The organism is Peptostreptococcus anaerobius VPI 4330 = DSM 2949 (genome assembly GCF_000381525.1).
In the GTDB taxonomy this organism is placed as follows: Bacteria; Bacillota; Clostridia; order Peptostreptococcales; family Peptostreptococcaceae; genus Peptostreptococcus; species Peptostreptococcus anaerobius.
In genome coordinates this window covers 21,880-43,626 of the sequence record NZ_KB906620.1, presented here as the reverse complement: position 1 = coordinate 43,626, position 21,747 = coordinate 21,880, and the positions used below count along the sequence as shown (strand labels likewise).

Annotated in this window: 24 protein-coding genes and 1 other annotated feature; of the genes, 5 read left to right on the top strand and 19 right to left on the bottom strand. The window is 35.0% G+C overall.

All coding sequences use genetic code 11. The annotated features are described in order from the left end of the window. Both F823_RS10525 and F823_RS11255 read left to right on the top strand, forming a co-directional pair. The coding region (locus tag F823_RS10525; RefSeq protein WP_019595484.1) for a helix-turn-helix domain-containing protein at window positions 1–465 on the top strand (465 nt) is incomplete at its 5' end. Continuing rightward, window positions 446–628, top strand: a complete 183-nt coding sequence (locus F823_RS11255) for an IS30 family transposase (RefSeq protein WP_004167324.1) — start codon at window positions 446–448, stop codon at window positions 626–628. The genes F823_RS10525 and F823_RS11255, both read left to right, overlap by 20 nt. 444 nt (window positions 629–1,072) lie before the next feature. Here the strand turns inward: F823_RS11255 and pheT are convergent, their stop codons facing one another. From pheT to ruvC, 14 genes are all read right to left on the bottom strand, one after another. Then, window positions 1,073–3,466, bottom strand: coding sequence for a phenylalanine--tRNA ligase subunit beta (gene pheT, locus F823_RS0105950; protein WP_019595483.1), 2,394 nt, complete (start codon window positions 3,464–3,466; stop codon window positions 1,073–1,075). A gap of 12 nt (window positions 3,467–3,478) precedes the next feature. Continuing rightward, a complete protein-coding gene (gene pheS, locus F823_RS0105945; RefSeq protein ID WP_002842815.1) occupies window positions 3,479–4,510 on the bottom strand; it encodes a phenylalanine--tRNA ligase subunit alpha in 1,032 nt (343 codons plus the stop codon). A gap of 45 nt (window positions 4,511–4,555) precedes the next feature. After that, window positions 4,556–4,823, bottom strand: a binding site (T-box leader). A 157-nt stretch (window positions 4,824–4,980) separates the two neighbouring features. After that, window positions 4,981–5,763, bottom strand: a complete 783-nt coding sequence (locus F823_RS0105940; protein ID WP_004167318.1) for a TrmH family RNA methyltransferase — start codon at window positions 5,761–5,763, stop codon at window positions 4,981–4,983. Between the two features lie 11 nt (window positions 5,764–5,774). Then, a complete protein-coding gene (locus F823_RS0105935) occupies window positions 5,775–6,428 on the bottom strand; it encodes a potassium channel family protein (RefSeq protein ID WP_002842830.1) in 654 nt (217 codons plus the stop codon). A gap of 97 nt (window positions 6,429–6,525) precedes the next feature. After that, window positions 6,526–7,893, bottom strand: coding sequence for a TrkH family potassium uptake protein (locus F823_RS0105930; protein WP_004167317.1), 1,368 nt, complete (start codon window positions 7,891–7,893; stop codon window positions 6,526–6,528). 215 nt (window positions 7,894–8,108) lie between these two features. Next, entirely contained in the window at window positions 8,109–10,172 is a 2,064-nt protein-coding gene (locus tag F823_RS0105925) for an LTA synthase family protein (protein WP_004167316.1), read from the bottom strand. Between the two features lie 2 nt (window positions 10,173–10,174). Beyond that, on the bottom strand, window positions 10,175–11,134 hold the full coding sequence (locus F823_RS10520) for a cell wall-binding repeat-containing protein (protein WP_004167315.1): 960 nt from the start codon (window positions 11,132–11,134) through the stop codon (window positions 10,175–10,177). Between the two features lie 65 nt (window positions 11,135–11,199). Next, window positions 11,200–11,343, bottom strand: coding sequence for a six-cysteine ranthipeptide SCIFF (scfA, locus tag F823_RS10870; protein WP_002842773.1), 144 nt, complete (start codon window positions 11,341–11,343; stop codon window positions 11,200–11,202). 75 nt (window positions 11,344–11,418) lie between these two features. Continuing rightward, window positions 11,419–11,739: a preprotein translocase subunit YajC gene (yajC, locus tag F823_RS0105910; protein WP_002842802.1), complete on the bottom strand. Its 321-nt coding sequence runs from the start codon at window positions 11,737–11,739 to the stop codon at window positions 11,419–11,421. A 55-nt stretch (window positions 11,740–11,794) separates the two neighbouring features. After that, window positions 11,795–12,913 carry a tRNA guanosine(34) transglycosylase Tgt gene (gene tgt / locus F823_RS0105905; protein WP_002842759.1) on the bottom strand — a complete coding sequence of 373 codons (1,119 nt, stop codon included), beginning with the start codon at window positions 12,911–12,913 and terminating at the stop codon, window positions 11,795–11,797. Window positions 12,914–13,009: 96 nt separating this feature from the next. Next, window positions 13,010–14,032 (bottom strand): tRNA preQ1(34) S-adenosylmethionine ribosyltransferase-isomerase QueA, encoded by a 1,023-nt coding sequence (gene queA, locus F823_RS0105900; protein WP_004167311.1) that lies wholly within the window; start codon window positions 14,030–14,032, stop codon window positions 13,010–13,012. Window positions 14,033–14,050: 18 nt separating this feature from the next. Next, window positions 14,051–15,067 carry a Holliday junction branch migration DNA helicase RuvB gene (ruvB, locus tag F823_RS0105895; RefSeq protein ID WP_002842794.1) on the bottom strand — a complete coding sequence of 339 codons (1,017 nt, stop codon included), beginning with the start codon at window positions 15,065–15,067 and terminating at the stop codon, window positions 14,051–14,053. 13 nt (window positions 15,068–15,080) lie between these two features. After that, window positions 15,081–15,704, bottom strand: coding sequence for a Holliday junction branch migration protein RuvA (gene ruvA, locus F823_RS0105890; protein WP_004167309.1), 624 nt, complete (start codon window positions 15,702–15,704; stop codon window positions 15,081–15,083). Between the two features lie 135 nt (window positions 15,705–15,839). Then, entirely contained in the window at window positions 15,840–16,334 is a 495-nt protein-coding gene (ruvC, locus tag F823_RS0105885) for a crossover junction endodeoxyribonuclease RuvC (protein ID WP_004167307.1), read from the bottom strand. Window positions 16,335–16,725: 391 nt separating this feature from the next. On the opposite strand from ruvC, the gene F823_RS0105880 reads away from it, so the two are divergent. Next, window positions 16,726–17,310: a helix-turn-helix domain-containing protein gene (locus F823_RS0105880; protein WP_004167306.1), complete on the top strand. Its 585-nt coding sequence runs from the start codon at window positions 16,726–16,728 to the stop codon at window positions 17,308–17,310. Between the two features lie 159 nt (window positions 17,311–17,469). On the opposite strand, the gene F823_RS0105875 is transcribed toward F823_RS0105880, so the two are convergent. Beyond that, the gene (locus F823_RS0105875; RefSeq protein WP_019595482.1) at window positions 17,470–18,162 is read right to left on the bottom strand and encodes a 3D domain-containing protein; all 693 of its coding nucleotides are present in this window, start codon (window positions 18,160–18,162) and stop codon (window positions 17,470–17,472) included. Between the two features lie 390 nt (window positions 18,163–18,552). On the opposite strand from F823_RS0105875, the gene F823_RS0105870 reads away from it, so the two are divergent. Further along, window positions 18,553–19,257, top strand: coding sequence for a hypothetical protein (locus F823_RS0105870; protein ID WP_002842810.1), 705 nt, complete (start codon window positions 18,553–18,555; stop codon window positions 19,255–19,257). A 16-nt stretch (window positions 19,258–19,273) separates the two neighbouring features. Further along, window positions 19,274–19,591 (top strand): hypothetical protein, encoded by a 318-nt coding sequence (locus F823_RS0105865; RefSeq protein WP_002842808.1) that lies wholly within the window; start codon window positions 19,274–19,276, stop codon window positions 19,589–19,591. 53 nt (window positions 19,592–19,644) lie between these two features. On the opposite strand, the gene F823_RS0105860 is transcribed toward F823_RS0105865, so the two are convergent. From F823_RS0105860 to infC, 4 genes are all read right to left on the bottom strand, one after another. Next, window positions 19,645–20,304 (bottom strand): TetR/AcrR family transcriptional regulator, encoded by a 660-nt coding sequence (locus tag F823_RS0105860; protein WP_002842786.1) that lies wholly within the window; start codon window positions 20,302–20,304, stop codon window positions 19,645–19,647. A 182-nt stretch (window positions 20,305–20,486) separates the two neighbouring features. Then, window positions 20,487–20,843: a 50S ribosomal protein L20 gene (rplT, locus tag F823_RS0105855; protein WP_002842772.1), complete on the bottom strand. Its 357-nt coding sequence runs from the start codon at window positions 20,841–20,843 to the stop codon at window positions 20,487–20,489. Window positions 20,844–20,867: 24 nt separating this feature from the next. Next, window positions 20,868–21,065, bottom strand: a complete 198-nt coding sequence (gene rpmI / locus F823_RS0105850; protein ID WP_002842818.1) for a 50S ribosomal protein L35 — start codon at window positions 21,063–21,065, stop codon at window positions 20,868–20,870. A gap of 26 nt (window positions 21,066–21,091) precedes the next feature. Then, window positions 21,092–21,583 carry a translation initiation factor IF-3 gene (gene infC / locus F823_RS0105845; RefSeq protein ID WP_316132792.1) on the bottom strand — a complete coding sequence of 164 codons (492 nt, stop codon included), beginning with the start codon at window positions 21,581–21,583 and terminating at the stop codon, window positions 21,092–21,094. Window positions 21,584–21,747 lie beyond the last annotated feature (164 nt).

The window sequence follows — 21,747 nt, the reverse complement described above, 5'->3', positions numbered from 1 at the left end:
CATCTTACCATAGAAGAGAGAGCTTGTATCTATCAATTTTTAAATTTAGGAATGAGTATAAGGAAAATTGCACAAGCACTTAAAAGGTCACCTAGTACAATATCTCGAGAAATTAAAAGAAATTCATCTAAAATAAAAAATAGTAGAGGAGATTATACTAAGTATTTCCCAATAAAGGCAAATGACAAATATATTGATAGAAGGAAAGACTGCCATAGGAAAAGTAAATTATCAAAAGATGTTATTGATTATTTAACTGTAAAGATTAACGAACAGTGGTCCCCTGAACAAATATCAAATATAAGTACAAAAGTGATTCATCAAATACCATCTACATCAACTATATATAGACTCATACGCGCAAAAAAGGTGCCAAAAACCAGTATGGAAAATTTGAGAAGAAAAGGAAAATTTAAAAGACCAGCAGAAAAGAGAGGGAAATTCAATGATAAAAGGTACAAATGAAAATAGTAATGGACTTTTAAGAGCATTTTATCCTAAGGGTATGGATTTATCAGAAGTAGATATAGATGATTTAAATCATAACTTAAATTTAATGAACAATAGACCTAGAAAATGTATAAAATATAATACACCTATAGAAGAACTTTTTGGTCTCTTACCATAGATGTTACATTTGATTTGACGATTCGTCTATATAAAAAACAATAGCGATGATAGTAATTTTATCCATTTTCACCTTTCGGTGTTTACGGACTTTTTATTACCATCAACGCTATATATTATAGAGCCAAAGAAGTATGTTCTATCCTTGTGCAAAAAAACATTGGCGAAGAATATCCATAATATCGTGCAAAGGTCACGATTAAAAAATTCCAGGTGCAAAGCACATTTGGAATTTTCAGTGACCAAGCACTGATATTATATATTCTTACGACAGTTTTTTTAATAAGGATTAACATACTTCCTATATTTTACTTAAACAGTTTTTTAATAAGGATTAACATACTTCCTATATTTTACTTACACAGTTTTTTAATAAGGACTAACATACTTCCTATAGTTTACATAAACAGTTTTTTAAGCAAGGATTAACATACTTCCTTCAAAACTAGTCTCTTAGTTTTGCATCCAATTCCTTCTCAAGTTCTTCTAAGATCTTAGAATGTACTGGACTGATTTCATCATCTGTAAGTGTCTTTTCAAGACTTCTATATGATATTGAATAAGCAACTGACTTGTAGCCTTCTTCTATCTGGTCTCCCTTATATACGTCAAATAACTCACAAGCTTCTACTAGTCCTGCTCCATTTGACATGATCACTTCTTCTATGCTTCCTACTGATACTTGGTCCTTTACAAGTAAGGCGATATCCCTTGATGAAGCTGGGAACTTTGGTAGGGCCTTGAATATTATTGTATCGTTTCTATGAGTATATACCTCGTCTAACTTTATTTCTGCTATATACACTCTCTTAGATATTCCGTAGTTTTCTAGTACATATGGGTGGATTTCTCCTATTGTTCCTAGGAATGTTTCTCCTACCAAGATATCTGCACACCTACCTGGATGGAATGATGTGTTTGTCTTATCTGCTATGTATCTCTGATCCTTTATTCCTACTCTTTCAAATATCCTATCAAGAACTCCCTTTAGAGTGAAGAAGTCTTTGTCTTCTCCATACATACCTAGACATATCCTAGTTTCTTCTACTCCAGCCATATCAGTTGGTGTAAACACATGACCACATTCAAACACTGATGCTGTATCTATATTATGAGATATATTTGTTGTAATTACATCCATCATATTTGGTATAAGTGTAGTTCTCATTATTGATGTATCTTCACCTAGTGGGTTTAGTAGTTTTACTACATCTCTTAGGTTTGAATCTTCTGGAACCATGATTTTATCTAGTCCCTTAGGGCTGACAAATGAGTATGTAAGTATTTCATACATTCCTGAGCCTATAGCTGTAGTCTTTACCTTGTCTAGGAACTTCTGCTTGTCAGTCTTTACACCTGCTGTAGTGTTGCCCTGTAGCTGAATTGATGGTATATTAGCAAATCCGTATATTCTAGCTATTTCTTCAAATATATCTGCTTCCTGCTCGATATCAAGCCTAAATGCTGGTACTTCAAGTACTAACTCTTGATCAGATTTTAGATCACACTTAAATTCTAGGTCCTCCATTATCTTGCAGAACCTGTCCATAGGTATATCTACGCCTATTCTTTTGTTGATCCTAGTTGGATTGACTGTGATAGTCTGAGCTGGTTTTGGATTAGGATATACATCTACTACACCCTTCATAACCTTACCAGCACCAAGTAATTCAACTAACTGGACTGCTCTTTCAAGGGCTAGGGCTGCATTTTCTTCTGATACACCCTTTTCGAATCTTGATGATGCTTCTGATCTTAGACCTAGCTTCTTAGATGATTTTCTGATGTTTTCCTTGTTGAATACAGCAGACTCAAACATTATTTCAACTGTATCTTCCTTTACACCAGAATCTAGACCACCCATGATACCTGCTATACCAAGAGTCTTTTCTCCATTAGTTATCATCAATATATCTTCGTCAAGGTCTCTTTCCTGCTTATCAAGTGTTGTAAACTTTTCACCCTTTACTGCATTTTTTACAACTATCTTGTTATTGCCTATTTCTCTCATATCAAATGCGTGCATAGGCTGACCCATTTCTAACATTACAAAGTTAGTTATGTCGACTATGTTGTTGATTGGTCTAACTCCAGCTTCTATAAGACGTCTTTGCATCCAATATGGTGATTTTTCGATCTTGACATCAGTTACTCTTCTTGCCATATATCTAGTGCAAAGGTCTGGACTTTCTATCTTAATATCTACATCAATTTCCTTGTCAGCTTCTTCTTTTACACTTATTTCAGGGTACTTTGTATTTTTACCTAGTGTAACAGCTGCCTCTCTTGCTATACCTATCATGCACCTACAGTCCGGTCTGTTTGAAGTAAGTTCAAAGTCTATTACTGCATCAGTTAGACCTAGGACTTCTTTTACGTCCCTGCCTGTTTCATATGAGTCTTCCATATCCAAGATATAGATTCCATTCTTCTTGTAGTCTTCCACAAACTTCTCATCTATTCCAAGTTCCTTTGCAGAGCACATCATTCCGTTTGATGCTACCCCTCTTAGCTTGGAGTTTTTGATCTTTATGCCACCAGGTAGGACTGCCCCATCTATAGCAAGTGGTATATAGTCACCAACCTTGATATTCTTAGCTCCTGTAACTATCTGAATAGGTGAGCCCTGACCTGCATCCACCTGTGTCACAACTAATTTTTCTGCATCTGGATGTTCTGCAATTTCAAGGATTTTAGCAACTACTACATTTTCTATTTCTTCACCGTAGAACTCAACTGTTTCAGTCTTAGTTCCAGTCATAGTCATTAGGTCGCCAAACTCTTTAGCGTCCACATCTATATCTACATAATCTCTTAACCATTTTAATGATACTAACATACACTACCTCCTCTAGAACTGGTCTAAGAATCTTACGTCATTTTCGAACATAAGTCTTATATCATCTATACCGTACTTTAACATAGCAAGTCTTTCAACTCCCATACCTGCTGCAAATCCTGAGTATACATCTGGGTCTATACCACAGTTTCTAAGAACATTAGGATGCACCATACCTGCACCAAGTATTTCTATCCAACCTTCTCCTTTACATACAGGGCAACCAGCTCCACCACACTTAAAGCATGATACGTCAATTTCAGCACTTGGCTCTGTAAATGGGAAGTTATGTGGTCTAAACTTTGTCTTTGTCTCAGGTCCATATAACTTCTGGACAAACTTTTCCATAGTTCCCTTGAATTCTGTAAATGTGATGTCCTTACCAACAACCAATACCTCTATCTGGTGGAACATTGGTGAATGTGTAGCATCTGGGCTATCTGACCTGAAACATCTACCAGGAACTATTATCTTTAGTGGTAGGTCGTTTGTCTTTACGGCCTCTTCCATTGTTCTTATCTGGACTGGTGATGTCTGTGTCCTAAGAAGGATGTCTTCAGTGATATAAAAAGTATCTGTCATATCTCTTGATGGATGGTCTTTTGGGGCATTTAGGGCATCAAAGTTATTTCTTACTGTCTCTATTTCAGGACCCTCAGCAATCGAAAATCCCATTCCCATAAATATCTCAGTAACCTCATCTATCATTTTTGAAATAATATGCTGCTTGCCTATCTGAGGAACCTTACCAGGCATAGTAACATCTATTGTTTCAGATTCTATCTTCTGTTCAAGGATAGCACGACTGATCATTTCTTTCTTTTCTTTAATATTGTTAGTTATAATTTCCCTTACTTCATTACCTAGTTTACCAATTATAGGTCTTTCTTCAGCCGATAACTTACCCATTTCCTTTAATATCTTTGTAAGTTCACCCTTTTTACCTAATAGGTCGACCCTTAATTTTTCAACTTCTTCTGGAGAAGTCGCTGCTAATATTTTTTCTTCAGCAATTTTTCTTAGTTCTTTTAATTTCTCCTGCATACTCAACATCCTTTCCGTTTTTTCTAATAAAAAAAGACCTTCATCCATAGGGACGAAAGGTCTGAAATCGCGGTACCACCCTAATAGTCTATAGTATCTTTGACTAAGACTACAAATGAACTTTGATACTTAGCCTAATTATATCTATAAACCACTCAATAGTTTAACGCACATCACGTCTTGGCCTACTTATCTAGTGTTCAACCAAGCTGCTCCAGAGGGAACTTCTTATCCAAATACAAATAGTTTTTCACCGACCAACTACTCTCTGAATTATATTTTAGATAATACTTTTCTCTATCATAGCTTTATTTTATATATCTATTATAATAATCATGTTAGGCAAATCTAGCCTAGTTTATAGGCTACCTGTCTAACTAATAAACTTATTTTACCATTGGTTTTTGTAAAAATCAACATCTTTATCAAAATTGACAGAAAAATATCTTAGATTGCAAGTATGAAATATCTTATCTACCAAGTATCTTGTACATCAGTAGGGCAGATGACACAGCAACGTTAAGGGATTCAGCCTTACCAAACATAGGTATCTTGACTAAAACATCAGACTGTCCTATCCAGAAGTCACTTATTCCATTGGCTTCATTTCCTACAACCAAGGCTGTATTTTCATTATAGTCCACCTTATCATAATAATTTTCTGTATCGAGATAAGAAGACACAATATCTATGTCATTTACCTTTAGTAGGTCTCTTGCTTCTTCATTGTCAAGGCTCATCATATCCATATAAAACATAGACCCCATAGCAGACCTTACAACCTTTGGATTGTAATAGTCTACAGTACCCTTGATGCATATAATAAGGTCAAAACCTGCCGCATCAGCAGTCCTGATTATAGTCCCCATATTACCTGGGTCTTGAACCCTATCAACAACAACAATCTTCTTATGCTTATTTTTGTTGAAATCTTCACTATCCATCTTCTTTTTATTTATTACAGCCAATATTCCTTGAGAATTTTCAGTAGTTACTACCCGCCTAAACAAGGAATCATCCAAGATATACACATGGGTACTTTCTTTTAAACTTGCTATTAAGACACCCTTACTAGGATCATTATAAAATCTTTCATTAACAAAGACAAATTCTATGCTAGCACCGTATTCTATAGCAAGCTCTATAGTTCTTTGACCTTCAGCTATGTACTTTCCTTCCTTGTTCCTGTATTTTGTAGTCAACAAGGATTTTGTTAGCTTGAATTTATCGTTGTCCTTACTCTTAATATACATACTTGCCTCCTTTAAAGCATACCCTTAGCTACCTTCTGTATATCCTTGATCTTACCTGCTACAACAATTATATCTTCAGGAGAAAACTCCTTGTTTGGATCCGCCGGTACTTCAAAATGCTTATCCTTTTTAACAGCAACAACATTCATAGAAAACTTGTTTCTTATCTGGAGGTCTATCATATTTTTACCAACCCATGAGGAAGGCACTCTCATCTCAAATATAGTATGATTTTCATCTATATCCATATAGTCTAGTACATTTTCAAATACAAGAGACTTGGCTAGTTTTTCACCCATATCCACCTCTGGAAATATAACCTTGTCTGCCCCTATCTTGTGTAGTACCTGGGCCTGTAGCTTGTCCTTAGCCTTGGATATTACATACGGAACACCTGACTCCTTGGCTATAAGGGTAGCCATTATAGACGCCCTCAAATCTGTACCTATAGCAACTATAGCTACATCAAAATTGTTAAGTCCTGCATTTTTTAAGGCCATTTCATCAGCAACATCAACTATAGCTATATTTTCTATATCCTCGGAAAGTTGCTGGACAACCTCTTCACTTCCGTCTACAAGCATGACTTCCTGTCCTTCTCTTATCAATGTCTTGGCTACTGAAACGCCAAATCTACCCGCTCCTATTACCATGTATTGTTTCATTTTACACCTCTAAATATTCATATACTTTTAATTTTAATCTTACCTACTTTTTATATCATTCATATACCTATACTAGCCATATTTTAACATCCGTCACCTATCCAACCGTTATGCTCTCTTCAGCATATCTTACGTTTTTCATCTTGTTTTCCTTGATAAATATGGATACAAGGGTAAGGCTTCCAACCCTACCTGCAAACATCAATACTATTAGTATAAATCTTCCTAGTCCATTTAGGTTATTTGTACCCGCAAGAGACAGACCAACAGTGGCATAGGCTGATGTAACCTCAAAGCTAGACTCAAGTAATCCAAATTTCGGCCCTTGTGTAGCAGATATCAAGTAGGTTCCTACAAGCAAGAATATCATTCCCATTACCAATACGCCTATTGACTTTCTTATCGTATAGACACCAATCCTTCTCCTAAAGACCGTTATTTCACTTTCGTTCTTTAAAAATGTCCTAAGTGCAAGCAACAATACAGCGAATGTAGTTGTCTTAATACCACCACCTGTAGAAGCAGGTGATGCACCTATGAACATCAAAAATATCATTACCAAGAGACTACTTTCCCTAAATTTGGTCAAATCTATAGTCGCAAAACCAGCAGTTCTAGCAGTAACAGACTGGAAGAAGGCAACCTCGAACTTCTCCAAGCCAGTCATTCCTGATAGTGAATGGTTATATTCACCCGTAAACAAGAGAACCGTACCTAGGACCAAAAGAAATACCATTATTAATACACCTAGCTTACTAGTAAGCTTCCACTTCTTAAGACTCTTTCCGGATAATATATTAGCTCCAACAAAGAATCCTGCACCGCCTAAAATAATAAGGGCAGCAATTGTAAACACTACCACAGGATTGTTATAATAGTGGCTAATAGAAGTAAAGGCACCGTACTTTGAGCCAAACAAGTCAAATCCAGCATTACAAAAGGCAGATATAGAGTGGAATACACTATACCCTATGCCCTTATAAAACCCAAATTCAGGTATAAATACCGTAGAGAGCATTATGCTACCAATTATCTCCACAGAAAATGTATATTTTATAACGGCAAGTACCATCTTTATAGTACCCGATATATGGTCTTGATTATAACTTTCCTTAATCAGTACCCTCTGCCTTATATCTACTTTTTTGCCTAAAAACAGGACAATCAAGGTACTTATGGTCATAAATCCCAAACCACCAATCTGAATCAAGAGAATTATGACAATCTTACCAAATAAGCTCCAGTGCAGGCTTGTATCCAAAACAACTAAACCAGTAACGCATACCGATGAAGTTGCCGTAAATAGACAGTCAATAAAGGGAGTCCATACACCCTTATTTGATGCTATAGGTAGGGTCAATAAAAAGGCCCCTAACAATATTATACTTCCAAATCCAAAAACCATAATCTGGGCTGGACTCAACCAGTACAGGATAGTTGGTTTGTTCCTAAACTTTTTTAACATTTGTTTTCTCCTAAGTTATAATTCCTATTAAAAATACCTTTTAATATCTAGTCAACCTTGCACATAATGTATATATAATAATACAAAATAGACTTTTTATCAAGCATATCCTATTTTTATTTATAGAATAAAAATAGCTAGGTGGCGACCATATAAGCAGTCATCACCTAGCCTATTAATTAAATTTTATACAGCTAACAAACTCTCTATTAAGTCTAAAATTTAAACTTATATACATTCGATTTATAGATTTCATTCCTATGACTGTCAAATAGCCTAAGCTCTATCTTCTTGACTCCACTATAGAAGGAATCATACAGTCTAATGTTCTTATCATCCTTAAAATCAGCCTCAACTTCTTTGCCGTCTATATATACCCTTGCATTTCTATTAAAGCCTTCACCAACTATATAAAAGTCTCCTCCCCTATTCTCTACTTTCTTAATCTTTAATGAGCCATTTCCAATTGTCATTTTATTGGCCTCTGGAACTTCACTATCCTTTAAGAAGTATTTCTTGCCAAATAAAACATCATATTGGACAAGTTCGAGCTTTTTTTGATAGTCTTTGTCATTTCTCATATAGGCATTGATAAGGTCAAAAGGTCCATACTTTTGTCCAGCTGCCTTCATTATAAGACTTGACATCTGGTAAGCCTGAAAATCCTTGCCCACATCTAACTTCCTAGTACCATAATTGTTGACTAAGGCAAATATAGAAGAATATAGGTACTCATTTTCTAGATAGGTCCTAAATAGGCTAAGACCTGGTAGGTGATCACCATATAGGACCAATACTGTAGGTTTCTTCCTCTTGTTGATTTCACCAACTAAGTCACCGACAAACTTGTCCATCTCATATACTTGGTTGGCATAGTACTCAACCTGATTTTTAAAGGCTGGATTCATACTGGCCTTTTCTATTTTTATGGGATAAGGCATCGCCATCCTAGATGATGGATATGATCCATGTCCCTGGGTAGATACAGTGAACACAAATGAAGGTTTTGTATTTTTACTATCCTTGGATCCAAGTTCATCCATTATATATCTTGTAAGTACAGAATCCTTTGGCCAGCCCAAAGGAGTGTGTTCCAAATTGGTCATAGATTCTCCAGGTATAAATTTTCCAAAACCAAGATGCCTATAGCCCTTGTCTCTATTATAAAACCTCATATTGAAGTTGTGTATTGCACTGGCCTTGTATCCGCTTTTAGACAGGGTTCTAGCCATTGATATCGAGTCGTTCTCAGCCAAAAAAGTCTGATAAGGTATTTCCCCTGGATTTAGATAGTCAAAGTTCGCACCACTTAGGATTTCGTATTCTGTACGAGCAGTCCCTCCACCAGTAACCGGAACATTCATATGTCCAGAAGTATAGTTTTTCATGAGTTTTCTCATATTTGGCATTGGGTCTTGATTAAAAGTGACATTTTTTATTCTAGTTGGATCCATAAAGGCCTCTAACTGGACTACAATTATGTCAGGATTATTTTGTCCCAAACCCCTCTTGTCATTCTTTTCCCTTTTGTCAACTTCTTTTCTGATTTCTTCAATGGTCTTCCTACTATAACCCTTAGGCTTCCTCCTAAATGACGATATAGTTTCCGACAAGAAAGAATAGACAAATCCATTGTGTTGATAAGATATATTTACATTCCAGGCTATGGGTACCAATATTTTTGCACTCCTAAGCTGGGGGGTTACAATAAGAAAAATACTCATCAAAACAATATATACGAACATATTTCTTTTAACCCTTGTCCTTATATATCCCTTATCTCTTTTATATACTATCACACTTATACCAATAGCGAGAGATATACAAATAACTATCAAGGCTATGCCCTTAAACGACAGGAATATATTGGAAACTTCAAATGCCTCCTTGTATGAATACAAGTCATATGGAGATATAGGCATCCCTCTCATATCATTGACAATCCTACTGGCCGTAACCAACAGTATCAAAATAAATGTGGAAACATACAAGTAGAATTTCTTTTTAGAGACAAAAATAGCCACAGCAAATATTAGGAATAGCAATATCCAATTTACTATAAAAGCTAGAGGATAATCCATCATAAAACCAAAAAATTTACCTATACTTCCTCTGAATATCCATTCTATAGCTAAGAATACCACAAAGGAATAAATAGCATATAGTCTAATTTCAACATTAGCACTGGCCCAAGACTTGGTAACAGTGCTATTGTTATTGTCTATATTTAATTTTTTGCTATTATATTTTTTTCTACTGTAATATTTTTTTTTCTTCATGACTACCTATTTGCAGCATTAATACACTGTTTAATGACTGACCTATTTATACCTCCAAGAGATACCAACTCGCTAGCTCCCCTTAAAATAGACTTGTTATTGTTAGGTCCTACTAGGAAAATAGGTGCATTGTTCTTACCTGCTAAAGGACCACCTGTAAGAGCATCGACTAATTTATAACCATCACTCAAGTAGTATGAACCATTTGAGTTCTGATAGAACTGGTTTATTAAAAGAGAATTTGTATAGTATCTATTTTTGCCTGAAATTCTTCTTGCATTTAGGCTAGATACTAGGCTTTGTGATATAACATTGCTACCACCTACTGCATATATATTATTAGTTCTAAGAACTATTGACATAGATTTTGAATCCATATTATTACCATTTGTAAGTAATATAGGTTCTCCATCTCTTGCAGCTATTGCTGATGCACTCATGGCATCGGCTTCTCCAAGTCTTCCGTTGGCTACAAATACCTTGCCTACTGAATTTTTTATGCTCAGTATTTCTCTAGCTACATTGTAACTAGTTTCGTATCTGTTTACTCCACCAATTCTCTTAACAGAAAATCCACCCATACTCTGGTCTCTTAACCTGTCTTCTAAGCCCCTACTAATTGATCCTTCTGAACCTATAATATATATCCTCTTAGCAATATCTATTCTTAGCTGTGTCTCATTTGGTATTGAGTCCTTGTGAACTAATAAAATAGGTGCATTTAAAACACCAGCAAGTCCACTGGCACTAAGACCATCAGCTAGCATATTATTATCTGCATTTACCAATATTACATTTTCATATGGTCCAAAGTTACCAGCTATACCACTTGCAGTAGCATACCTGTCTATTCCAGCTATCGACCTAACATCTCTGCTATCTAAGGCATTTACATTAACTGAAAGGCCCGCTAGTAAAATGGACGTCAGCAAGATACTCGCTATTTTTTTTCTTATCTTCATACTATCCTCCTCTTAAAAATAAAATATGAACAATAAAAACAGCCCTAAGGCTGTTTTTACGTATACTATCTTTCGCACTCCTGATTAGCAACTGTACAAGAAGTTTTGCAAGCTGACTGGCAAGATGTCTGACATTCTCCACATCCACCCTTAGCTGCACTCTTCTTTAGAGTAGCCTTTGAAAGAGTCTTCACATGCTTTTTTTCCATGTCTTTACCCTCCATACTATAATAAATTTTCTCTATTCATTATACCAAAATATGGATATAATTTCAAGTTTGCTTTTATTGTTCTAGCTTGTCCTCAACATTTTCTATTGGTTCTTCATTTGAAACTTTTTCAACTATCCTACCAATAGCCCATTTTTCGAATGGAACCTTAGTCCTACTTGGACCTAATTCTAGAACTACCTTGTCTTCATCTACCTTAGATACCTTGGCTATAATTCCACCAACTGTCACTACAGTATCGCCTCTTTCGATAGAGTTTCTCATTTCTTTTAACTGATTATCTCTCTTTTTCTGTGGTCTGATCAATAGGAAATAGAATATGACAAATATCAATACCCAAATTCCTATACCCATTATCATCTGATTCTGTGGCATACTATCCCTCCTAATAATTACTTACTACATATCCTTATTATAAACCATCTTTACCTTATTTACCATAATATTTAGCAAAGAATTCATTTCTAAAGTCCATCAACCTATCATCCATTATAGCCTGTCTAACATCCTTCATAAGATTTAACAAGAAATGTAGGTTATGGTTGCTAATAAGCCTAGCTCCAAGTATTTCGTTTGTCTTTACCAGATGTCTTATGTATGACTTAGTATAGTTTCTACATGTATAGCAATCGCACTCTGGATCTAAAGGTGTAAAATCCTCTGCATAAGATGCATTTCTGACCACGACCTTACCCTGGCTAGTCATAGCTGTTCCATTTCTAGCTATTCTAGTTGGAAGCACACAGTCAAACATATCTATACCCCTTATAACGCCCTCTATTAAATCATCTGGTGATCCAACTCCCATCAGGTACCTCGGCTTGTCCTCTGGTAAAAGAGGAGTTGTATATTCTAAGATTTCATACATTAGGTCTTTAGGTTCTCCAACACTCAATCCACCAATTGCGTATCCTGGTAGGTCTATAGCTGTTATTTCCCTAGCTGATTGCTCTCTTAGGTCCTTGTACATACCACCCTGGACTATACCAAACAAGGCCTGATTCTCTGGATTTTTGTGGGCAGCCTTACATCTTTCTAGCCACCTAGTAGTTCTTTCAAGTGAGTTTTTAACGTACTCCCTATCAGCAGGATAAGGTGCACATTCGTCAAATGCCATCATGATATCAGGGCCTAGGGCATTTTCTATTTCCATTACCTTTTCTGGAGTCAAAAAGTGCTTTGAACCATCATGATGAGACCTAAACTCTACACCCTCTTCTGTTATCTTCCTAAGTGGACCTAGAGAAAATACCTGAAAACCACCACTATCAGTAAGTATTGGTCTGTCCCAATTCATAAATTTGTGCAAACCACCTGCTTTTTTTATAAGTTCATGACCTGGTCTTAGGTATAGGTGATAAGTATTTGAAAGTATAATCTGAGACCCTATCTCCTTTAATTCCTCTGGTGTCATAGACTTAACAGTTGCCTGTGTTCCAACTGGCATAAATATAGGTGTATCTATTACACCATGTGGTGTATGGAGTCTTCCAAGTCTTGCACCTGTCTGCTTACAGGTTTTAATTAATTCATATCTAACTGCGTACATTTAATATCCCCTTCTTAATTATGTCTTCTTACTTGTATTTAACTGTTTTTCATTTACCAATGACTTTATATCCAATATAAACCCTATATTATGTTCCTACTTAAAAAACATAGCGTCACCAAAAGAGAAAAACCTATACTTCTCTTTAACAGCTTCTTCATAGGCAGAAAGAACATATTCTTTCTTTGATAGGGCACTTACAAGCATGACCAATGTTGATTCTGGTAAGTGAAAGTTAGTTATTAGATTGTCTACAACCTTAAATTTATAACCTGGATATATAAATATGTCTGTCCACCCAGTTTTGGCATGCATTTTACCATCTTCACTTGCTACAGATTCAATAGTCCTACAACTTGTAGTTCCCACACATATAATCCTCTTGCCATTTTCCTTTGCCCTGTTGATTTTTTCTGCAGCTTCTTCACTGACTACATAAAATTCAGAATGCATCTTGTGGCTCTCTACATCATCTACCTTTACAGGTCTAAATGTCCCTAAACCAACGTGAAGGGTAACAAATGCTAGGTCTACACCCTTAGATTTTATTTCTTCCAACAAGCATTCCGTAAAGTGTAGTCCTGCTGTAGGTGCTGCAGCTGATCCCTTATGCTTAGAATAGACAGTCTGATATCTTTCCTTGTCATCAAGCTTTGCAGTTATGTATGGAGGAAGTGGCATATTGCCTAGTTCATCCAATACTTCTTCAAATATACCATCATAGATAAACTTGACCATTCTAGACCCATCTTCTACTATATCAACAACTTCTGCAACTAACTTACCGCCGCCAAAAGATATCCTAGATCCTATTTTGGCACGTTTGCCGGGCTTAACCAAAGTTTCCCAAAGCTCACCATCTCTCTTCAATAATAAGAATTCAACCCTTCCACCACTTGATTCTTTTTCACCTATCAATCTGGCTGGTATTACCCTTGTATCATTTAGGACAAGGCAGTCACCCTCTTCTAAATAGTCTATTATATCCTTAAAAATCCTATGCTCTATCTCTCCAGTAGCTTTATCAAGTACCATAAGCCTTGAACTAGACCTATCTTTAATAGGTACCTGAGCTATTAACTCCTCTGGTAGATAGTATTTAAAATCACTTGTCTTCAAAATTTTCTCCCCTTTTTACTACTTTTTAACCTTGTCTTGTGGATACGGCATACCCAGGTGCTCATAAGCTCTAGGCATTGCTATCCTCCCCCTTGGTGCCCTATTGATAAAACCCAACTGCAACAAGTAAGGCTCATATACGTCTTCGATTGTATTTCTATCTTCTCCAATTGAGGCAGCAAGAGTGTCTAGTCCAACCGGTCCACCCCTGAACTTGTCTATTATTGTAGTCAAAAGTTTGTTGTCTACAAAATCAAGCCCCAACGAGTCTACACCTATCAAATCTAAGGCATCTACTGCGACATCATCCGTTATTTGACCATCTGCCCTTACCTGAGCAAAGTCTCTGACCCTTTTTAAGAGTCTATTGGCTATTCTAGGTGTTCCCCTTGACCTGGATGCTATCTGTATAGCTCCTTCATCTTGAATTCCTGCTCCAAGTATAGATGAAGACCTCTTGACTATCTCCGCCAATTCTTCTTCATTATAGTAGTCCAATTTTAAAATCACACCAAACCTATCCCTAAGTGGATTTGTAAGCATACCAGCCCTAGTCGTAGCCCCTATAAGGGTAAACTTAGGCAGGTCAAGTCTTATAGATCTCGCTGATGGACCCTTACCTATGATTATATCTAGACAGTTGTCCTCCATGGCAGGGTACAAGACCTCTTCAACCGACCTGTTGATCCTGTGTATCTCATCTATAAACAAAACATCATTCTCCTGTAGGTTGGTAAGTATCGCCGCCAAGTCACCAGCCCTTTCAATAGCTGGTCCTGATGTAATTCTAAGATTAACACCCATTTCATTGGCTATTATGCCCGCTAAGGTAGTCTTTCCAAGACCTGGAGGTCCATATAATAAGACATGGTCTAGGGCTTCATTCCTATTTAAGGCTGCATCTATAAATATCCTAAGTTGTTCCTTGGATTTTTCCTGACCAAGATAGTCATCCAGACTCTTGGGTCTTAGACTATTCTCAATCTCAAAATCTTCTTCCTTCATTGTCGATGTTATTATGCGTTCTTCATCCATCTAAGACCCCTCCTTAAAATTTCAAGCTAGTCTTCATTATATACTCAAGTGCCTTCTTTATAATCACTTCAACATCCATACCAGGTTGCTTGACAAAGTTGACAGATTCTTGTGCCTCAGAACTTGTGTACCCAAGGGCGATAAGTGCGCTGATAGCTTCATCCTCTGAATTGTCTATTGCAATTTCCTTTCCAGAAAGTGGTAAGTTTTCCATAGTATCAAGTCCATCTATCACAATTTTTCCGACCTTGTCCTTTAACTCCAATATTATTCTCTCTGCTGTCTTTTTACCAACTCCAGGTGCCTTTGACATAGCAGTGACGTCAGAGTTAATTATTATAGCCTGTATCCTTGCAGGTGGTGCAAACGACAATATACCCATACCTACTTTTGTCCCTACCTTTGATACTGATGTAAGAAGCTTAAACATTTCCTCTTCTTCCTTACTATAAAAACCACATAGGCTTATATCATCTTCTCTAACTATCATCTTTGTATATATCTTGGCCTCCTGACCAATTGATAGCTGGCTCAAAGTGGTTGTTGATACTAGCAATTTGTATCCGATACCATTGTTTTCTATCAATATATAATCAATGCCAATTTCATCGATTATCCCCTTTATGTATCCTATCATAATCTTCCTTTCTATTATAATATTAACCCTTTGGACTTCATTTATGCTTTATTTATAATAATTTATAGCTTTAAATTAAAAATATACTATATATCATAAGTTCAACGATTAATGATATTAAAATGTCTTCATCTGCTAAAATCTATTCAATTCCTTACTCAGCCTATTCGAATGAGCATGACATATAGCTATAGCCAACGCATCCGCAACATCGTCCGGTTTTGGCACAGATTTTAGATTTAAAAATGATGTTACCATCCTCTGGACCTGACTCTTGTCCGCTCTACCATAACCACACACACCTTGTTTTACCTGGAGTGGAGTGTACTCGTAGATAGGTACAGAATGTTGAACGCAAGACAAAAGAATTACCCCCCTAGCCTGGGCAACCGTGATACCAGTTGTTATATTCTTGTTAAAAAATAATTCTTCTATACTTACTTCATCAATATCATAGAGGTGAAACAATTGATTCATGCCCCTATATATCATATCCAACCTTTCAACAGTCGGCATTCCGGCAGGGGTTGTAATAGCACCATAATCTATGGTCCTAAACTTGCTGTTTTTGTATTCGACTATACCATAACCAATTATAGCAAGTCCTGGATCTATTCCCAAAATAATCATATACTAATCACTTTCTAATTTGTTTGTAAAACTTTTTCATTATAACAAATAATTTTTAAGTTGTAATATTGAATATACAAACATAATTTATTATTTTTCTTAAAATGTATCACTATATATTTTACCACAAGTATATACATTAAACAAAATTTATTTATTTGTGATTTTTTTTATTAAATTAACTGTAATTAATATTAAAAAGTGATATAATAATGATTAGATAGTATAGTTCTAAATATTTCGAAATTATATATCTTAAGTATTTTTGAACTTATTATACGTTGGCGTTCCACAAAAAATAATTTAAAATCTCATATGTATTATTTTCTCAAAGTTATTGTATCAATATTTGTTAAATAAAAAATAATACTTATATAAGAGGAGGTGTAATATGGATGTTTCACAACTAGGTTCTAAGTTAGCCGACTATAGAAGAAGTAATAATATTACTATCAAAGATTTTTCTAAGCGTTCAGGAATAAGCACTGCCCTACTTAGCCAACTTGAAAGAGGTCTAGGTAATCCAAGTTTAAGTGTTATAACATCAATAGCTCGTACAATGAACTTATCTGTATCATCATTATTCAAAGAGTCATTCACACTAGAATCTCTTGTAAGAAGGGTTGATGAACAACCCACAATTATAGATACCTGCAAAAGTAACCTTGAATTTCAGTTGCTAACAGCTGGTGGCAAAAGCTCTGAATTTGACTTATACAGGGTAAAAATAAGAGCAAAAACTGAAACTGTATACTATCCACTTTCTGACTTAAACAGTGAAGAGATAATCCTAGTAGAAAAAGGTGATCTTTCAATTTGCAATAACCAAGGAGGTGAAGTTGTATTAAATGCTGGAGACAGCATGAGATTGGTATCAGATTACAGATACAAGATAAAAAATCCATCAACTCAAGATACATCCGCCCTATACTTTGTATCTAGTCATAAGGATATTTTCAAAAAAAGAATGCTATAAATAGTCAGATATATATTATTCAATATACATTAATTATAAAATGCTGCAGGCATAGCCAACAGCATTTTTTATTTACTATAGAATTTTCATTTATTATAGTTTTTTATTGTAATTTTTTTATTATAGTTTTTTATACTATATTCTCTACCTTATTATATTTTATTTGTTTAGAACATATATTTCTATATTTCTTCTACCAAAATTCCTCATATTTTTAGGTGATTTCATGAATATGTCAATCATAGTACCTCTTATTATGCCACCTGTGTCATTGGCTATAAATACCTTATCATAATAAGGAACATAAACTCTAGAGCCAAGTGGAATAACTTTCGGGTCAACTGCTATAGTTCCCCATCTAGGTCTTTGGCCTGAGGCTGTAGTTGTATCTCCAGAATAAGCACTTGCATTAGATATGTACTTTCTACCTGTTCCAATCAGATTTCCACTCCTATCATATACTCCATTTGCAACCCTAGCATTGTTTGAGCTTTTTGCTGGGGCAGGTGTCTTATTTCCCTCAACTACACTTGTATATTCACTATTATTTTTCAATTTTTCTTTTAAACTACCGTCCTGGTTAAAAACATACTTGTTGGCATTTATTGTTTGAACTCCGCTTACCATATGTCCTTCCTTATTAAAGTAATACCAAAGACCACCTATTCTTTGCCATCCCTTAACAGCCTTATTTTCACTGTAGTACATCTGTCTATTATTCACAGACTTCCATCCCTCTTCATTTTCTATTACCACGCCACTATCTTCAGCAGCCTCTACCTTGCTAGTCGTATAAAAAGCAAACTGTCCAGCAAGTAATATTGCCATCATTATATTAAATATTTTCTTCATCCTTAATCTCCTTTTTTGTTTTAGTCTTACAAGCCATAAAAATAGGCTAATAAGTAACACTTTGTAACTTTTACCTTTCACAGTTTTATATTCTACTATATTTGTAACAAAAATGCAACCTTTTTTCACTTTCTAAAGGATTAATCACGCTTGAAAGTCTTTTTATTTTAGTTAAATAAAGAAATAAATTACATTTTGTTATATATTTCATGTACCTTATCTATTTAATAATTCAAATCATATATTTTTTATATATTTTTCTAAAAATTCTTGTTTTTTATTTAAATTTATTAATAATCTATCTATTTTTGGGTAATAAGATAATATATCAATAAAAAAATGATAAGCAATGTAAGGCGGATTATCAATTTATTATAACAGGAGGTCATTATGACAATTACAAATTATTTTGAAAAGAAGAAAAAGCAGAGACAGAGAGAATTAAGAAGACAGAGACTAGCTAAGGTTGCTAAACTAGCTGCTCTAGGAGTTACTGCAGGTGTTGTAACATCAAAGCTAGCATCAGAAACTGAAACTGGCAGGAAGACCGCTCAGAAGCTAAAAGATACATCATCTGATGTTGCTGACTATGTGGTAGTTGAAAAAGATACTCTACTTTATAAGATTAGCAACGGACTAGCAACAGTTAAGTCAAAGGTAAGAGAATCTCGTGAAAACGTAAATGAATACTTTAAGGAAAAGTATCATGTTGTAGATGTTAAATTAGATAACAAATTCGAAACACTTGAAAACAAGCTAGATGTACTTGAAGGAAAAATCGAAGACAAGGTAGAAAAAACTGTTGAAAATGTTCAGAAGGCTGACAAGAAGTTCGGAAAAGCAGTCGATAAAACAGTTGATACAGCTGAAGAAGTAGCTGAAAAGGCAAACGATAAGGCTGAAGAAATGGCAGATAAGGCTAATGACAAAAAAGAAGAAATAGAAGATGCTGTCAAGGATAAAAAAGAAGATGTTGAAGACAAGCTAAACGATAAGAAGAAAGAACTTGAGGACAAGGCATCTGACAAAAAACAAGAAGCCTTCAATAAATTCCAGAAAGAAGAAAGAAAGTTAGAAAAGAAGATTCAAAAGTAGATTAAGGAGATCAGATATGACAATTACATTAGATATGAGTTTATTCCTATCAATTCTTGCTCTACTAGGGTGTGTTGCAATGGTTTTTCTTATAATCTTTTTAAAAAGACTTGCAGAGATTCTTAGAAGTGTTGACACATTGATTAAAGAAAACAGGAACAGCATAGGTCTTACAGTAGCAAACTTGCCTTCGATAACAGGCAATGTTGATACAATCGTTGGAAATGCAAAGGACATCACAGAAGATGCTGCTGTTATCAAGGACAGGATTAAGTCCGGTGTTAGTACATCAGTAGATGTAGTAAAAATAGTAAAAGACACAATAAAAAAATAAATCAAAAATATAAGCCTTCAAAAGTAAACTTCTTTTGAAGGCTTATTTATTTACTAATTTTTAATAATGTGTTCTTGAAGTATATTATCAACAAAAGATAGTATCATATCTGCCCCATCATCTCTAGAAATCTTACCCTTATATACCCTATAAAGAATTGATTCATGCGAGTATGAAGTAAGGTCATTGACCCACTCAAGCTTGTCTTGGTCTAAGAATCCATCATTTGCAATTTCTTGTAGCATATAGATATTTCTGCTTTCAAGAGAAGAAGACTCGAGCATCTTTTCTATAAATTTACTATGCTCTACCTTTTTAACTGGGAAAATCTGATAATACTCGTCTATATACTCAGCTATGTTTCTCTCTAGGTTATTGAAGAAAAAGCTATAGAAAGCGTCAATATTTATCATATTATGCTTTGCATAACATTCCCACACATTATGATAATTCTCCAAACTTGTTAAACTATCATCTACATAGTTCTCTAAATCGCTTATGTATTCATCATAATCAAACAAGAATACAAATATCTTAAGATGTTCTATGTTTTCAAAATAATTATAAATGGTAGCACTATTGTAGCCAGCCTTATCCCCGACCTTTCTAATAGTCAAGTTGTCTATACCATACTCTTCTATTACAAACTTGGCTGCCTTTATCAATAGCTTTATAGTCATTATTTTATAATCTGTCAATTCCTTTTTAGTCATTTTACGCCCCCTTTCTCCTTTACATTTTCAAAGTATAAACAATCTATACCGCTAATTATATTATATCCAATAAACCATAAAAAATAACAATTATCATGTGATTATCTATCGAAAATTTATATACTTATAATTTATAAAACAATAATAAAAAGAGCCTAGCTTAAACTAGACCCCACTTTTAACTAAGCTAACTTTGACTTTGCTACTTCTACTAACTGAGCAAATCCCTGTGGATCAGCTATAGCCATTTCAGATAACATCTTTCTGTTAACTTCTATATCAGCCTTCTTAAGTCCATGCATGAACTTTGAGTAAGATATATCGTTCATTCTACATGCAGCATTTATTCTCTGTATCCAAAGCTTTCTGAAGTCTCTCTTCTTCTGCTTTCTACCAACATATGCGTTCTTTAATGACTTCATTACAAACTGGTTTGAAGTCTTGAAAAGCTTACTTCTTGATCCTCTGAATCCCTTTGCAAGCTTTAATATTTTTTTATGTCTCTTATGGGCATTCATACCCTTCTTTACTCTTGCCATTCCTCTTCCTCCTAAAAATATTTCTTACTTGTATGGTAATAACTGTGCTATTCTCTTTGCATCTCCGTCACTAACTAAAGTTGACTGTCTAAGGTTCATCTTAGTCTTAGGAGACTTCTTAGTAAGTATATGACTCTTGTAAGCCTTAGCTCTCTTTAACTTACCGCTTCCTGTTTTCTTTAATCTCTTTGCTGCACCTCTATGTGTCTTCATTTTTGGCATAACAAAATCCTCCTCTCAATTATTATCTATTTCTTTGGATCTATAATTACAACCATATTATTACCCTCAAACTTAGGGGCCTTATTAGGTTCTCCAAATTCACTTACTAATTCTATGAATTTCATCATTACTTCCTTGCCTATATCCTTATGGCCTAGCTCTCTACCCCTGAATCTAAGCTCAACCTTGACCTTATCTCCCTTTTGTAGGAACTTAATAGCATTATTAGACTTAGTCTTTAAATCATTATCGCCAATACCTGGTCTTAGTCTAACTTCCTTAACAACTACTACCTTCTGTTTTTTCTTGGCTTCTTTTTCTTTTCTCGCCTGCTCATATCTGAATTTACCGTAATCCATTATTCTACAAACAGGTGGTTCTGCATTTGGTGAAATCATTGCTAAATCAAGATTCTTCTTAGCTGCCATTTCCATAGCCTGCTTTATTGAAACTACACCTAACTGTTCATTGTCGTCAGATATCAGTCTTACTTCCTTTGCTTTGATTTCTTCATTAATTGCTAGTTCTTTACTAATAATAGAACACCTCTACTTTCAACTTAATAAAAATGCTTAGTTCATTTTTTACAATAAAAAAGACGGAACAAATCCGCCATAAGTTATCCATAGATTATAATCTATGCTTCTGATACTTATACAACCTTATTAAGCTCTGCCATAAG

Excerpts from the sequence above, each read along its gene's own strand:
- ruvC (WP_004167307.1), bottom strand. The coding sequence starts at position 16,334 with ATGATTATTTTGGGAATAGATCCAGGACTTGCTATAATTGGTTATGGT.
- F823_RS11255 (WP_004167324.1), top strand. The coding sequence starts at position 446 with ATGATAAAAGGTACAAATGAAAATAGTAATGGACTTTTAAGAGCATTT.
- F823_RS0105865 (WP_002842808.1), top strand. The coding sequence starts at position 19,274 with ATGACAATTACATTAGATATGAGTTTATTCCTATCAATTCTTGCTCTA.
- ruvA (WP_004167309.1), bottom strand. The coding sequence starts at position 15,704 with ATGATAGGATACATAAAGGGGATAATCGATGAAATTGGCATTGATTAT.
- F823_RS0105930 (WP_004167317.1), bottom strand. The coding sequence starts at position 7,893 with ATGTTAAAAAAGTTTAGGAACAAACCAACTATCCTGTACTGGTTGAGT.
- F823_RS0105860 (WP_002842786.1), bottom strand. The coding sequence starts at position 20,304 with ATGACTAAAAAGGAATTGACAGATTATAAAATAATGACTATAAAGCTA.
- F823_RS0105875 (WP_019595482.1), bottom strand. The coding sequence starts at position 18,162 with ATGAAGAAAATATTTAATATAATGATGGCAATATTACTTGCTGGACAG.
- F823_RS0105940 (WP_004167318.1), bottom strand. The coding sequence starts at position 5,763 with ATGTATATTAAGAGTAAGGACAACGATAAATTCAAGCTAACAAAATCC.
- rpmI (WP_002842818.1), bottom strand. The coding sequence starts at position 21,065 with ATGCCAAAAATGAAGACACATAGAGGTGCAGCAAAGAGATTAAAGAAA.
- F823_RS0105935 (WP_002842830.1), bottom strand. The coding sequence starts at position 6,428 with ATGAAACAATACATGGTAATAGGAGCGGGTAGATTTGGCGTTTCAGTA.
- rplT (WP_002842772.1), bottom strand. The coding sequence starts at position 20,843 with ATGGCAAGAGTAAAGAAGGGTATGAATGCCCATAAGAGACATAAAAAA.
- ruvB (WP_002842794.1), bottom strand. The coding sequence starts at position 15,067 with ATGGATGAAGAACGCATAATAACATCGACAATGAAGGAAGAAGATTTT.
- scfA (WP_002842773.1), bottom strand. The coding sequence starts at position 11,343 with ATGGAAAAAAAGCATGTGAAGACTCTTTCAAAGGCTACTCTAAAGAAG.
- F823_RS0105880 (WP_004167306.1), top strand. The coding sequence starts at position 16,726 with ATGGATGTTTCACAACTAGGTTCTAAGTTAGCCGACTATAGAAGAAGT.
- tgt (WP_002842759.1), bottom strand. The coding sequence starts at position 12,913 with ATGTACGCAGTTAGATATGAATTAATTAAAACCTGTAAGCAGACAGGT.
- F823_RS0105870 (WP_002842810.1), top strand. The coding sequence starts at position 18,553 with ATGACAATTACAAATTATTTTGAAAAGAAGAAAAAGCAGAGACAGAGA.
- pheT (WP_019595483.1), bottom strand. The coding sequence starts at position 3,466 with ATGTTAGTATCATTAAAATGGTTAAGAGATTATGTAGATATAGATGTG.
- F823_RS10520 (WP_004167315.1), bottom strand. The coding sequence starts at position 11,134 with ATGAAGATAAGAAAAAAAATAGCGAGTATCTTGCTGACGTCCATTTTA.
- F823_RS0105925 (WP_004167316.1), bottom strand. The coding sequence starts at position 10,172 with ATGAAGAAAAAAAAATATTACAGTAGAAAAAAATATAATAGCAAAAAA.
- yajC (WP_002842802.1), bottom strand. The coding sequence starts at position 11,739 with ATGCCACAGAATCAGATGATAATGGGTATAGGAATTTGGGTATTGATA.
- pheS (WP_002842815.1), bottom strand. The coding sequence starts at position 4,510 with ATGCAGGAGAAATTAAAAGAACTAAGAAAAATTGCTGAAGAAAAAATA.